Origin of the sequence: Paraperibacillus marinus (assembly GCF_046237605.1) — a bacterium.
Taxonomy (GTDB): Bacteria; Bacillota; Bacilli; order Bacillales; family DSM-1321; genus Paraperibacillus; species Paraperibacillus marinus.
In genome coordinates this window covers 1778595-1792287 of sequence record NZ_CP143542.1, presented here as the reverse complement: position 1 = coordinate 1792287, position 13693 = coordinate 1778595, and the positions used below count along the sequence as shown (strand labels likewise).

General features: G+C 45.0%; 13 protein-coding genes. 1 reads left to right on the top strand and 12 read right to left on the bottom strand.

Annotation, left to right across the window (positions count from 1 at the left end; all coding sequences use genetic code 11):
* Positions 1-155 precede the first annotated feature (155 nt).
* The gene (locus V1498_RS09090; RefSeq protein WP_409298415.1) at positions 156-2099 is read left to right on the top strand and encodes a S9 family peptidase; all 1944 of its coding nucleotides are present in this window, start codon (positions 156-158) and stop codon (positions 2097-2099) included.
* Between the two features lie 115 nt (positions 2100-2214).
* On the opposite strand, the gene V1498_RS09085 is transcribed toward V1498_RS09090, so the two are convergent.
* From V1498_RS09085 to V1498_RS09030, 12 genes are all read right to left on the bottom strand, one after another.
* A complete protein-coding gene (locus tag V1498_RS09085; protein WP_409298413.1) occupies positions 2215-2847 on the bottom strand; it encodes an esterase/lipase family protein in 633 nt (210 codons plus the stop codon).
* Positions 2848-3092: 245 nt separating this feature from the next.
* Entirely contained in the window at positions 3093-4487 is a 1395-nt protein-coding gene (locus tag V1498_RS09080) for a TerD family protein (RefSeq protein WP_409298411.1), read from the bottom strand.
* A gap of 104 nt (positions 4488-4591) precedes the next feature.
* Positions 4592-4960, bottom strand: coding sequence for a VOC family protein (locus V1498_RS09075; RefSeq protein WP_409298410.1), 369 nt, complete (start codon positions 4958-4960; stop codon positions 4592-4594).
* A 27-nt stretch (positions 4961-4987) separates the two neighbouring features.
* The gene (locus tag V1498_RS09070) at positions 4988-5968 is read right to left on the bottom strand and encodes an ABC transporter permease subunit (protein WP_409298408.1); all 981 of its coding nucleotides are present in this window, start codon (positions 5966-5968) and stop codon (positions 4988-4990) included.
* Positions 5961-6869, bottom strand: a complete 909-nt coding sequence (locus V1498_RS09065; RefSeq protein WP_409298406.1) for an ABC transporter ATP-binding protein — start codon at positions 6867-6869, stop codon at positions 5961-5963. The genes V1498_RS09070 and V1498_RS09065 overlap by 8 nt, the downstream gene beginning before the upstream one ends.
* A gap of 10 nt (positions 6870-6879) precedes the next feature.
* The gene (locus V1498_RS09060) at positions 6880-7680 is read right to left on the bottom strand and encodes an SGNH/GDSL hydrolase family protein (RefSeq protein ID WP_409298404.1); all 801 of its coding nucleotides are present in this window, start codon (positions 7678-7680) and stop codon (positions 6880-6882) included.
* Between the two features lie 102 nt (positions 7681-7782).
* Positions 7783-8214 carry a CBS domain-containing protein gene (locus V1498_RS09055; RefSeq protein ID WP_409298402.1) on the bottom strand — a complete coding sequence of 144 codons (432 nt, stop codon included), beginning with the start codon at positions 8212-8214 and terminating at the stop codon, positions 7783-7785.
* An 18-nt stretch (positions 8215-8232) separates the two neighbouring features.
* A complete protein-coding gene (locus V1498_RS09050) occupies positions 8233-8412 on the bottom strand; it encodes a hypothetical protein (RefSeq protein WP_409298400.1) in 180 nt (59 codons plus the stop codon).
* A gap of 142 nt (positions 8413-8554) precedes the next feature.
* Positions 8555-8734 carry a DUF4025 domain-containing protein gene (locus V1498_RS09045; RefSeq protein ID WP_409298399.1) on the bottom strand — a complete coding sequence of 60 codons (180 nt, stop codon included), beginning with the start codon at positions 8732-8734 and terminating at the stop codon, positions 8555-8557.
* Positions 8735-8781: 47 nt separating this feature from the next.
* Complete coding sequence (locus V1498_RS09040) at positions 8782-11085, bottom strand: ATP-dependent DNA helicase (protein WP_409298397.1); 2304 nt, start codon at positions 11083-11085, stop codon at positions 8782-8784.
* 643 nt (positions 11086-11728) lie between these two features.
* Complete coding sequence (locus tag V1498_RS09035) at positions 11729-12568, bottom strand: DUF1206 domain-containing protein (RefSeq protein ID WP_409298395.1); 840 nt, start codon at positions 12566-12568, stop codon at positions 11729-11731.
* Between the two features lie 293 nt (positions 12569-12861).
* On the bottom strand, positions 12862-13608 hold the full coding sequence (locus V1498_RS09030; RefSeq protein WP_409298394.1) for a LysM peptidoglycan-binding domain-containing protein: 747 nt from the start codon (positions 13606-13608) through the stop codon (positions 12862-12864).
* Positions 13609-13693: the final 85 nt, after the last annotated feature.

The window sequence follows — 13693 nt, the reverse complement described above, 5'->3', positions numbered from 1 at the left end:
CAGAGCTATATTTTACTATATATTTGAAATATTTTCATTATTATTTTAGTTAAATAGGCGCAGTCAGCACCCTGCTCAATATCCATCTTAATTACGGCTGACAGGCACATGCTGTGCTAAACTAAAAATATCCTATAAAAAAGGAAGGGATTCAAATGGACTCAATCATTGCAGCGGATATATACCGGCTATATTCCGTCACAGATCCGCAGCTTTCTCCCGATGGAAAAAGGGCTGCTTTTGTCAAAACGATTGCTTATGAAGCAGCTAATACATATGTTTCCCACATTCATATCCTGGATTTGGCTGACAGGCAATCAAGCCAGTGGACCTTTGGCAGCAGCCGGAATCAAACACCCAGATGGTCGCCTGACGGGAGGAAAATGGCCTTCGTATCTGACAGAACTGGCAAAAACCAGCTTTATATCATGGCATCTGCTGGCGGTGAGCCGGAATGCCTGACAGATTTTCCTGATGGAGCCGGCAGCATCGTCTGGTCTCCATGTTCAACGAAAATACTGACTTCTGCCCGTGTCCAGTTCCATGATGCTGAAACAGAATCTAATTTTAGCAAATATGAAGATTTTAGGATTAAATCGGATGCATCCGGTTATTTCGATGGAAAAAATCAGCAGCTGTTCATCGTAGACACCGATACAAAAGAATGCACGCAAATAACAAACGGCCAATATGACAGCTGTCCTTCCAGCTGGTCGCCGGACGGAGAATGGATTGCCTTCCAAGCAAGCGGTATTCAAACTCAGGAGATCCATCCAGGCTCTGATATCTGTTTAATACATACTGGGAATTTTAATATATCCAGACTTACCCCGGAAGGAGGATCTTTTACAGAAGCAGCCTGGTCGCCGGACAGCCGATATCTTGCCATTACCGGCCATACCGGGGAATATAAAGGTGCTACACTGCCCAAAATCTGGCTCTTTGACTCCCATCAAAAAGAATTAACATGTCTTACACCCTATTGGGATGAATTTGCTGGTGACACTGCTATTGGGGATTTCCATATAGGCAGTTCAGAGACGGGTGTAAAATGGACAGACGACAGCTGCGGTTTTTATTTCATCTCATCGGGAAGGGGAAGCACATCCATTTATTATGGAAACATAGAAGGTGCCATCTATCCTTCCAGGGTGGAAGCCGAACACATCTATGGTTTTTCGATTAATGGCAGCACGCATGTGGCAGTGATTGCCGTCAGCAGTCCTGACAGCCCGGGTGAGCTTTATCATCTTAATCTCACAAATGGGAATTTGGTGCAGCTGACCTTTGTGAATGCGGCATTTCTGAAGGATAAAAAAATGAACACGGCCGAATCATTCTCCTGGACTTCAGGCGGACAGGAGCTGCACGGCTGGCTCATGAAGCCATCGGACTGGGAAGAAGGCCGTAAGTACCCGCTTATCTTAGAAATTCACGGCGGTCCCCATGCCATGTATGCCAATACTTATTATCATGAATTCCAGACACTCGCTTCCCGGGGATTTGCAGTTCTCTATACAAATCCACGGGGAAGCCAGGGGTATGGACAGGATTTTGCCGATGCCGTGAGGGGTGATTATGGCGGACATGATTATGAGGACCTGATGAGTGCTGTCGACCATGTACTTGGAGTCTACGATTTCATTGACCCGGAACGGATCGGGGTAACAGGCGGCAGTTATGGAGGGTTTATGACCAACTGGATCATCGGACGGACTGACCGTTTCAAGGCGGCAGTCTCCCAGCGATGCATCAGCAACTGGATCAGTTTCTATGGAGTCAGTGATATCGGGTATTATTTTACCGAGTGGGAATTGAAAGGAAATTTGATTCATGATCCAGACCTTCTCTGGGAGCATTCTCCATTAAAATACGTCTCAAAGGTGGAAACGCCGCTCCTCCTCCTGCATGGCGAAAATGATTATAGATGTCCCGTTCAGCAGGCGGAAGAATTTTATACGGCTTTGAAAAGACAGCAAAAGGAAGTATGCCTGATCACTTATCCAGGGGAAAATCATGAAATTACAAGGAGCGGCAAACCGCATGCAAGAATACATCATATCGAACAGATCCGGGATTGGTTTTTAAAGCATGTTTAATCAAGCTGTGGCGGCATGCTGTGGAATGCTGAGATGCCAATAAAGGCAGTGCCAATAAAGAAAGAGGCGGCTCCCAGTCCGGATATAACCGTCCTGATGAGTCTGCCTCTTTTCGTTAATTCGTATTCTGGCCTCCGCCATTCAGTCCTTCTTTGATGAGTTCGTTAACCCTGCTGTTAAAAATAAGACTGATGTGCCCTACTCCATCTATCTGTACATTCTTTCCGCCTTCTAATCGGGACAGACCGTTTGTCACAATCATGTCAGCAGAAGAGAAAATCGAGGTATACAGAATTTTTTGATCTGGGTCTGTTCCCGGCAGTGCTTCGTTGGTGACAAGACCGTTCGCGCCGCCAAGAGTGACGACATTGCCAATTTTATCGCCGCCATCCAGATTTTTAATATAATAGAGTGTATTTGCGCCGCCCATGCTGTGTGCAACAATATCCACTTTATCTGATCCGGTTTCTTTCAGTACCTTCTTAACAAACTGGGATAGGACAGGTGCATTATTGCGGTTTGTCCCTGATTTATCCCAAAAGTCTACAGCATATATTTCATCCTTTGACCAGCCTTCGGAGACAAGATAGGATTTTATCGTTTCAAAATTGGATGATGATCCTGTTATTCCGTGCACCATGACCACTGGATTATGAGTGGATGCCGCTTTTGATTCTGCCGGGTGGAATGCCAGTAAAGATAAAGTACTCATGAAGCAAACTAAAAAAGCCGTTAAAACTTTTTTCATTCATTTCCCCTCCTGGATATATTATCGAAAATATTAATTCTGGGCAGGTTTTTCCTTCAATCAGTTAGCTTTCGCCGGTTCAATTATTATAGTAACATAATTAAAATAAAGATTGAACCTGGAAAATAGCTCCTGCTTCTTGACCGCCCGTGACCAAACCTTCTCCTGAAGGTGATGCTCTGCACAAAAAAACACAAAAAAGCAGTTTACGACGTCTGCCTTACATCGTAAACTGCTTCTTTGATTTAGTATAAAAATTCAGAAGGATTTAAATTAAGCATACGGCAGATATCTGATACCATCTGCTGCTCTTCGTATGAGAAATGCCCATCAGCATAGCCGATTCCAACACAATAATTTACAACAAGCCTGGACAGATCTGGTTTACCTCGAAGCTTATACAGCTTGGAGAAGGCTTCATCTTTGCCTCGCTGATAATCTCTGGACATGTTTCCTGCAAAATAATCAAATTTTGATATTGCCTGATTTGTGCCGAAAGAGCTGAGTTCAGAATTCTGGCTGATAAATTCCTGAACTTTCTGCTTTTCAGTATGATCCAGCCTGCCGTCTGCCATTGCCACAAGTGCAAGTCCGGCTGTGATGGCCTCAAGTGAATCGGAAGATTTATACTGCTGGATAAGGGTTTTAGCCTGGTTTTTTATCGTATCGGTAATCTTCGAGATTTCTGAGCTTCCTGGCTCCCATGTATGACTGCAATTCACACAGGTAAGCTTCAGCTTGTTTCCGCCAATAAAGCCTCCCAGCAAACCAATCGGACCGAGCACAAGGCCTCCGATGGCTGCCTTGCCGAGTCCAAAACCCTTTTTCCCTGTCATGACATTCTGGGATCCGCATCTTGCACATGTAAAGCCGGAGGCAGCCGGCTGTGGTGGTACATGGCTTCCATAAGTCGGATTGTGGTTCCCTGCCCCCATAGCCGGCTGGCTGCCGTATGTATTGGTATAGCCTTGAGGAGGCGAAGGAGTAAAGGATTGCTGCACAGGCGGCTGGTAAGCTGGCGGCTGATGCCCCTGTACAGGTGCATATGCTGCCGGCTGGGCAGAGGCTGGCGCTTCCACCTCAATTCCGAAATTGCCGCATAAGGCAGCAAGCCCCCCGCTAAATCCGCTTCCGGTAGCGGAAAACTTCCACTCTCCCTTATAACGGTATAATTCCGCCACAACGATTGCCGTCTCAACTGAGAAATCCCGGCCCAGATTATAGCGGACCAGATCCTGCGACGTCTCTTCGTTTGCCACCCTCACATAAGCATTTTGCACCATGCCGAAGTTCTGGCGCCTCGCTTCACCTTCATGGATCGTTATCGTAAAGGCAATACGATGGACATGCTGAGGGACCCGCGCTAAGTCGATCCTGATCTGTTCATCATCGGCCGCCCCCTGCCCGCTTCGGTTATCGCCGCTATAAATGACGGACCCCTGCCCGCCTGACGGATTATTATAAAAAATGAAATCCTGTTCACCTGTCACCTTTCCGTTTTCAGCCAGCAGGAAAACCGATGCATCCAGGTCCATGCCGCCTGATGCAGGATCCCATCCCAGCCCTACAAGCAGATGGTTTAATCCGGGCTGGCCTTTCGTAAGATCAACTTTCTGGCCCTTGCTTAAAGAAACAGCCATATTTTCAGCTCCCTGTATTTAATAGATTGTCGGTTTCTTATAGGACAGGCTCCTGCCCGTTTCCATTACTTACGCTGAAAAATGGAAAAGGTTTCATATAAATCTCAATCTCTTATAAATTCAAGGAATTCAATACGATTTCCAAAAGGGTCATCAACGAAAATCCTATTTCTCCCCGCAATCGGTTTATCTTCCCTGACTTCAATTCCATTGTCGGCGAGGACTCTTGCCAGTTCCTTCAGGCCGGTAACCTGCAATCCCGGATGTGCCTTTTTGGAAGGGGAAAAATCATTCTGAATTCCTATATGGATCTCCTGGTTCCCGCAGAGGAACCAGCATCCATTCTGATTCAGGCTTGCCGGCTTCACTATTTCTTCAAGTCCAAGAATCCCGCTGAAAAATGCTCTTGCTTCCTCCTCACACCCAGCTGGCCCTGCCAGCTGGACATGATCAATTCCTTTAAATTCAAACATGCCGAATCCTCCAGTTATTAAATCATTCTAATATATATCTTTTTTCGTAAACACCCAGAAGGATGCAACTAGTGCCGCCAGCCACCACACTGACAAAACGATAAGCGAGAAGGATAGTGACATCCCTTCGATAGGCGGCGGGTCGCCATTAAGATAATCTGGCAGCCGCAGGTTGAGCATGAATAAGTATTTGGCTGATATCCAGGATGAGACCATATTGCTGAGGATTGCCCCGGCAATCAACAGGGCCAGGATAATCCCCATGCCTGCTGCAGTACTGCGGACCATTACAGACACCATAAAGGAAAGAGTCCCTACAACCACTGCTGCAAACCAGACTAAACCAAAATCCATCATTAAAAATTTCCATTGCGGGATAACCATGGCCCCGGATGCATCAAATCCTGTCTCTGTAATCTTAAAGCCGGTGAATGCCGGTGCTGTCCACCCCTTAAAGCCGAATACAACTCCTGAAATCAAGTAGGAGACAATGCCAAGCAGCGCCAGTATCAATGATATTGCGAAAAGAAGGGTAATGTACTTGCTAAGAAGCACCTTCCACCGTTTGATCGGCCGGGTGAGGAGCAATTTAATGGACCCCATGCTGAATTCAGAGGATACTAGGTCGCTTGCTATCACCATAATCAGGAGCGGCAGCAGCAAATCGATAGAGTTTTCAAGAAACTCCTTCGTAAAGCTCGGTGCACCGGGCTCGGCAGGATTGATATCATTGTCCAGATAATATTGCTGCTGCTTTACCCTTACCTCCAGCTCCTTTTTAAAATCATCAGGTATCCGGCTGTTATTCAGCCTGTTCTGCGTATCAATGATCTGTTGCTGCAAGGAGGTTTTCCAATCGGTCGTACCCAGTTTTTTTAGCTGTGTCTGAACAGTCTGATACTGAGCATAAGTGAACAAAACGACAAGTACGGTCAGAATTGCAGCGACAACGTACAGCCTCTTTCTTGCTATTAGTTTCATCATTTCGTTCTCGATGAGGTTAATCAATTTTGTCACCGCCCGTCAGTTCCAGGAATAAATCCTCCAGGGCAGGAAGACGGCGGTTCATTTCCATTACCTTCACACCCGCTTTCACGAGTGCTTCATTCCATTCAGCAGCTTTTCCTGGAATGTAATCCGTGACAATGACCCCCCCGTCTTCTTCAGCTGCGGTAAACTGCTTTAGTATCTCCATGCCTTCAGCAGCCGGCTCAACATTCCACAGAAGTTTTTCCTGATTGGAAAGCAGATGCTTCACAGTCCCGGTCTGGATGATTGAACCCTTCGATATGATGGAGACTCTGTCACACAGCAATTGAATCTCACTCAGCAGATGGCTCGATACAAGTACACTGAGGCCCTCTGTTATAGCAAGCTCCCTGATGAAAAGCCGCATTTCCCGAATACCGGCAGGATCCAGGCCATTGGTCGGCTCGTCGAGAATCAATACTTTGGGTCTGCCGAGCAGGGCCTGGGCAATTCCGAGACGCTGGCGCATCCCGAGAGAATAAGTCTTGACCTTATCGTGGATTCGTTCATCCATGCCGACCAGTGAAATGACCTCACTGATCCTTTTATCTTCAAGTCTAGGGATCATTCGTGCAAAGTGAATCAGATTATCATATCCGGATAGAAAAGGATATAACTCTGGATTCTCCACAATGCATCCAAGGTGCATCATGGCATTTGTAAAATCCTTCTGCAGATCATAGCCGCAGATGGTGATTGTCCCGGAAGTAGGCTTGATCAGACCGGTCAGCATCCTGATCGTTGTTGTTTTGCCTGCGCCGTTCGGGCCAAGGAACCCAAATACTTCTCCCTCGTATAAATTAAAATCAAGTCCTTTGATAATTTCTTTTCTGCCAATTCTTTTTTTCACATTTTTAACGGAAAGTGTAATAGATGACATCAGTTCCTCCTTACAAAGTCAGCAATGCTGCAACTCTTTCAGCTATCAGGCGGTACCCTTTCGTATTGGGGTGAAAACGATCGGTATAAAGAAGGTCGTTTACCTGAAGTTCAAATAAATCGAAGGTAGGCACAAACACCGTTTTATTAAAGCCGGCGGCTGTCTCGGCAGTACTGAAATTCCATTCCCGTACAACTGCAGAGGTTTCCTTTCCATTATCCATTTCGCTGAACGGATTATATAAACCGGCAAGGAAAATGACTGCTTCCGGATTTTCTTTCCTGATTCCGGAAAAAATGGCCTTAATATTCTGAATGTATTTCTGCTGTATTTCCTTTATTTTTTCCTGGTTAAAATCGGCGAGCGTCTGACCGCCTTGAAACAGATCATTGCCTCCGATAGTAATGAGCACATAATCTGCCTCAGCCAGCCGTTCCTTAATGGATTTGGTTTTGATTTGTGCAAGAAGCTGATTTGAACGCTGTCCGCTGATGCCGAGATTCTGGACAACGACCTTTTTCTTCGTTTTCTCTTTCATTTCATCTGTTAAATACCCTATATATCCTTTGCCGCTTTCATCTCCGATTCCCCTTGTCAAGGAGTCACCGATCGCAGCGACACTTATTTCCTTGCCATCCTCTTTTTCCTGGCTCTCTTTTTTTAGAAGAGACGCATCCTGTTGAGGCTGCCCGTTCACATTATTATTGACAGCGTACACAAAGCCTCCAAGGTAGAGGCACAGCAGCAGCAGGGCGGCTATGGATAAAACAGATACAGACAGCTTATTCAGGCGGGTCCACCCCTTTTTCATTATAGTAACTTCATTAAATCACAAAAGTTTCCATGAGAGAAACTTAAGGAACCTAGACGGCAAGAAAAAATCAGCTTTCGTGTGAAAGCTGATTATCTGACATTAGTTAAAATTATTGCCATGCCCCTCTGAGATTTCGGACAGAGTATGCCCGGCTTCCGCAATTGTATCCTCATGGACCGCTATATCCTTCAGAGCTATCATGCCTGCCAGCCTGCCATCTTCGACCACCGGGAGCCGTTTTACCTGCCGGCTGGCCATCAGCTCAAGTGCCTCATCTACACTCATATCAGGAGCAGCAGTGTAAATTTCCTGGGTCATGATATCGGTGATTTTAGTCGAGCCGGGATGTTTCCCGGCTATTCCCCGTACAACCAGATCACGGTCTGTCAATACCCCTGCAAGCTTATCGTTTTCTAATACCGGGATGATTCCTACATCGTTTTCTTTCATTTTCAATGCAGCTTCGTAAACATTATCCAATGTTGTACAGAAGGTTACGTCTGACGTCATATATTCCCTGACAGTTTTCACGATAATCAGCCTCCATTTTTATCCATTAGTATGGCCTTTTTCACTGTCATTATTCCCTTCAGAAAGTTCTGAAACTGGCAAAACGTTTCTGGACTGTTCCTTCTTTATCAGTCTCACTACCTGCTCCTTCGGTTTCCAGCAATTAAACTGATAGCGGGGCATCGTATCAAAACCAAGCCTCGTGCACTTATATTTCATTCCAAGGTGATCCTTATTTGCACTGAAATGGATGCAGGTTGCACAGCAGTGAAATCTCTTCATCATTATTTCTCCGTTTTTATCTAATTTTCGGGCAATTAATGAAAAAAATCAATAATAAAAAGAGCGTGCAGCACGCTCTTTAATTTTTTTTGTTTTTACTGTCATCCTGCTCTTCAGCGGCTGGACCTTCGTAATAGTCCATCACCTGACCATGGGTCTTTTCAAGCCCCTTTAATGTTTCATCCTTAATGGTCGTGTTTTTTGGATTATAGCTTTTTCCTGCGGCATCCTCTGGACGAGCATTTGATTTTTCAGTCATTATATCCCTCCTAGCTGATATTTATATGTACCCTCTCTCTTACAGGACTAATCCTCAAATTTTGCTTTTAGGATGGTGTAATCCCGCCATTCCGGAGGCAGCATGGCCTGATACTTCTGTGTAAGGTAACGGTCATCCGCTAAGATGATGGTCCCGCTGTCCGACTCTGACCGTATCAGGCGGCCAGCCGCCTGGAGAATCTTGTTCATACCAGGGAAAACATAGGCATAATCGTAGCCATTCCTGCCTGATTCAGTAAAATGTTCTTTAATGACATTTCTTTCGAAACCGATTTGGGGGAGTCCCACTCCTACAACCATCACACCATTCAGGCGGTCGCCTATAAGATCGACTCCTTCCGAAAAGATGCCGCCAAGAACTGCAAAACCTGCATGAACACCAGCTGTCCCTGCCTTAAAAGAAGCAAGGAATTCTTCCCTCTCCCGTTCCGTCATCTGTGTTTTTTGAATGATCAGATTGGCATCGTGTCCGATTTCCTCCAGGGCAAGGAAAACATCCTGCATATATCTGTATGAAGGAAAAAAGACAAGATAGTTGCCCTGCTTAGCCAGGAGAGCTTTTTTGATCATGCCGGCAATAGGATGATGGCTTTTTTGCCTGTCATGATATCGTGTTGATACTGGGTAAATGAATACCTGGGTCTGATGTGCCTCAAAAGGACTCGGAAGAATCAGGGTGTAATCTTCTGGTTTCGCACCAAGCATGTCTTTGTAGAACTGGACAGGCTGGAGAGTTGCCGAGAAGAAGATTTTAGAACCATATGAGTTTCCCGCCTTTCCTAATAATCCAGAGGCATCCAGACACAGTAATTTGATGGAGAAGTCCTGATTTTCCTTTATATACATACAAGCATAGTCATCATTGAATAATTTGGAGATTTTTATAAAATCATTGGCGCTGAAATAAGCCTCCAGAAGCAATTCCGGCTGCGAAGAAGGGCCGGCAGCAAGCAGCTCTTCTTCTGCCGCATCACAAAACTCCTCCAGCACCTCCACAATTTCCCGGGGCAATTCGTCCTGCACTAAGTAATTAGAATCCGGAATTTTTTTCCTTTCCCCGATAAAGAAATCGTTTACTTTTTTAGATGCCTTAAATACTCCCGGACTCGCGCCTTTATACTCCCGCTTTAAAGCCAGGTAAAGCGATTTCACTATTTCTGCCGAAAACATGGATCGGGACCGATCTACAAGGTTATGTGCTTCATCAATCAGAAGCACACTCTCCTTTTTCGCATCATCCCAGAGCCTCTTAAGCGATACTTTCGGATCAAATATATAATTATAATCGCAGATAACAATATCGGCCGTATAAGCAAGATCCAGGGAGAATTCAAAAGGGCAGACTCTATGTTTCTTCGCATATTTCTCTATGATTTCACGGGTCATGATGGTTTCAATTGATAAGATGTCCATGACCGCTCCATTTATCCGGTCGTAATAGCCCTCACAATATACACAGCTTTCCCGTGAACATGAAAGATTATCCTGGAAGCATATCTTATCTTTTGCAGTAATGGTCACCGAGTTCACTTTGAGGCCCTTCTGCTCCATGACCAATAATGCATCCTCGGCCACCTGCCTGGTAATGGTCTTTGCAGTCAGATAAAATATTTTCTTTATCCTGCCCTCCCCCATTGCCTTTAATGATGGGAACAGGGCGGAGATGGTTTTTCCTATTCCTGTAGGAGCACTGGCAAAAAGGCTGGCTTGATCAGTAATTGTCTTATAAACCGCTCCGGCAAAATGCCTTTGCCCCCTCCGGTAGGACTCGTAAGGGAATGGAAGCGCCGCTATGCTGATTTCTCTCTCTTTTAGCAGTTTCAGCCTCAATCTGGCATATGGAACATAATCAGCCAGCAGCCCTTGCATCCAGCGCTCGAGCTCCAAAGCGGTATACTTCCTTCTATATCTGATGATTTCCTGGGTTTGAAGATGGACATAAGTAAGCTGGACGGTCAGGCCAGATAGCTCATTTGCAAGTGCATACATATAGGCATAGCATTTTGCCTGTGCCCAATGAACAGGGTACCCTCCTTCATCTATTTCGTTCAAATCTTTTTTAGTTGATTTTATTTCATCAATCACGACACCCTCTTCTGCCGCGAGGATTCCGTCACAGCGCCCTTCAATCCTGAATCGGATGCCTTCCGCTTCCAATACAGCCATGAGCGGCAATTCCTTTTGGTCCCCATCTTTGTAGCCTTTTTGTACCTTTTGATGGGCAAGGGTTCCCTCGGTCATCGATGCCTGCGATCCGAAACCCTTTTCAATGCTTCCTGCCCGGTATACGTATTCGACCAATGGCCTGACTGAAACTTTAATTTCTTCCATACACTCACCCGGCCTTAACATAATTTGTTCTCTAATCTCCTTATGTATTAATAAGACTACAATCTCCCGAATTAATCAATCCTATAGAAAAAGGTGCCAGCCCAGAAGGCAGCACCTTTTATTCACAAGTATTTATTTTAAAATTAGCACCTGCTAAAAAGCAAGTTATATTTAGGTGAGAGTAATCAACATTCAAAACCTAAATATGAAAGCCCTACCTCTCTTCCATCCTGCGACTCCTAGGTCGCGCCAGTCGAAAAAATAAGGTTTTGACTCATTCAGCAAAATTTTATTGTATACGGCAATACCGTGTCTAATTTTGATTTATCGTAACTGATTTCATATAGCCAGCATAGCTATATTCCGGTATTACCTCAGCTTAATAAGTGCTGCAGCCGGCACTTGGGTTCGCATTAAGCGGAAATATCATATTGTAATTAAAATAATAAAATTCTGCGATTTAATTACCCTCGATATTTCATTTAATATTCTCAACTAATATAAATGAAACCAGTATTTATAATACTATACTTTACATGTAATGTCAAGCGGCCTTTTTGCTGACGAATGATTACTCTCGATTATTTTGTTGTAACATTCTATTCCCGGCATGACGATTATATAAACTATAGGAGGTAAATTGTTAGATGGTTATATGTTTATTCTTACCTTTCAGGATTTCATAAACACCATATAATGCAAGACCGATTGAAAGGACCGCAAGCATCCATGGCCCATATTCCTGGGCAAGAATTTTTTGAAGCGCACCGTCCATTCCCTTCGGGTTGTTCGGATCGACGGTAACCGCCATCTTGATGACAAAAAACCCAAGAACAATGATGACCAGTCCTCTGGAAATGATGCCAGCCTTACCGGCTTTCTTTACGGCCAGAATTTCTTTTTCGTCCATCTCACCTGTCTTGAATTGGCTCAAAAAGCGTTCCCTCACCGCCGAAACTATTTCTTTAATGCCATAAATGATTATGCCAGCCCCTACCAGTCCTACTATCCAGGGTCCAATTTCTGTTGCCAGGAGTTTGGCTGTCCATGCCTCCTTGGCGTTTCCTGAACTGCCTGCATGAACTGCAAGCGATACTGCCTTGATTGTCAGGGCAATATAGATTCCGCATGAGATTGCATTGCCCGCTCTCTGCATCATCTCTTTATATTTATTTTCTTCCAAAGGGTCCTTTTTAAAGACCTGGACTGCGAGCCAAAAGATATATCCGACCAGCCCGATAGCCAACAGCCATAAAAGAACTTCGCCATATGGCTTGGCAGCGACTGAGCTCATGGCCCCATTAGTGCCCTTTGCCTGTCCGCCCCCGCCAATTGCTGCTAAAAAGGACAGTGCCCCCACCAGAATATAAACAGCTCCCTTAGCCATGAAACCGATTCGTGCGAATTTTAATATCCAAGGTCTCATCTGACGGGAAGCATGGTCAGCTGCCTTCTTCGCACCTGTATTACTTAACATCCCCATATAGGCGGCTCCTCTCATCAATTCAAATCAAGCACTTATTCTTTCCCGCATTTAGCCGGCCGGAAACCTGCAGAGCATATCCAATACCTGCTAAGATAGAAAAATTCAGCCGAAACCGGGAATAGCAGGCAGACTGAATGGCTGTCCGGGGCTGAGCACCGCATAGTAAGGCAGGAAATGAAGGGTTTTCGGCATAAATTGTCCTTCTACCTGTTGAAATGAAGTCATCCGTATAGCGTTCGCCCAATGCAAAAAAAGCTGCCCCTGACAGGGGCAGCTAGACTGTATTTAAATTATTTAATTACAGTTACTTTCACTTGTTTAGATCCCCACTCAATGGCATTTTGCTGTTCAGGGATGAAGACATCGATACGGTTTCCTTTGATTGCTCCGCCTGTATCTTCAGCCGTCGCATAGCCATAGCCTTCAACATAGACTTTGGATCCGAGCGGAATGACTTTTGGATCAACAGCGATTACTTTTGCAGATGGATTGTCCTTGATGTTTACACCTGTTGCTGTTATGCCGGAGCATCCTTCGCAGCTTGCAGTATAAGCAGTGGCCCTAACATTGATGGTTTTGCCTTCAGCTGCCGGCTTTGACTCACTTTTCACTGCCGCTGGCTGTGCAGCGACAGGCTTACTGCTTACCGGCGTGCCTGATTTGCTTGGCGGTGTCTCATATGTTACTGAATTTACTTTAAGATCTTGTCCTGGATGAATAATATCGGACGATAGATTGTTCCAATTCTTAATATTATAAACAGAGACTCCATATTTATCGGCAATGCTCCAAAGCGTTTCTCCCTTTAATACCTTGTGGTGCTTATCAGGGGAAACCGTCAAATGATCTTCCGGATGGATGATGTCGCTCTTTAAATGATTCCATTTCTTTAATTCTGAAACTGCCACTCCATGATTCTGGCTGATTCTCCAAAGAGTGTCGCCCTTCTTAACCACGATTTCCTCTGCCTGGGCGTTCACTCCCGCCGTACCTGTAAGCGCCGCCGCTGCGACTAATGAGAATAAAGTCTTTTTCATATGTATTCCTCCCTAGTGCTTCTTTGTTCGCTAATGTCATCTATCATAACAGATAAAAGAGCGTTATAAAGAACAGGGAGATATA

Coding starts and splice junctions, on each gene's coding strand:
- V1498_RS09090 (WP_409298415.1), top strand. CDS start 156: ATGGACTCAATCATTGCAGCGGATATATACCGGCTATATTCCGTCACA.
- V1498_RS09085 (WP_409298413.1), bottom strand. CDS start 2,847: ATGAAAAAAGTTTTAACGGCTTTTTTAGTTTGCTTCATGAGTACTTTA.
- V1498_RS09080 (WP_409298411.1), bottom strand. CDS start 4,487: ATGGCTGTTTCTTTAAGCAAGGGCCAGAAAGTTGATCTTACGAAAGGC.
- V1498_RS09075 (WP_409298410.1), bottom strand. CDS start 4,960: ATGTTTGAATTTAAAGGAATTGATCATGTCCAGCTGGCAGGGCCAGCT.
- V1498_RS09065 (WP_409298406.1), bottom strand. CDS start 6,869: ATGTCATCTATTACACTTTCCGTTAAAAATGTGAAAAAAAGAATTGGC.
- V1498_RS09060 (WP_409298404.1), bottom strand. CDS start 7,680: ATGAAAAAGGGGTGGACCCGCCTGAATAAGCTGTCTGTATCTGTTTTA.
- V1498_RS09050 (WP_409298400.1), bottom strand. CDS start 8,412: ATGAAATATAAGTGCACGAGGCTTGGTTTTGATACGATGCCCCGCTAT.
- V1498_RS09045 (WP_409298399.1), bottom strand. CDS start 8,734: ATGACTGAAAAATCAAATGCTCGTCCAGAGGATGCCGCAGGAAAAAGC.
- V1498_RS09040 (WP_409298397.1), bottom strand. CDS start 11,085: ATGGAAGAAATTAAAGTTTCAGTCAGGCCATTGGTCGAATACGTATAC.
- V1498_RS09035 (WP_409298395.1), bottom strand. CDS start 12,568: ATGGGGATGTTAAGTAATACAGGTGCGAAGAAGGCAGCTGACCATGCT.
- V1498_RS09030 (WP_409298394.1), bottom strand. CDS start 13,608: ATGAAAAAGACTTTATTCTCATTAGTCGCAGCGGCGGCGCTTACAGGT.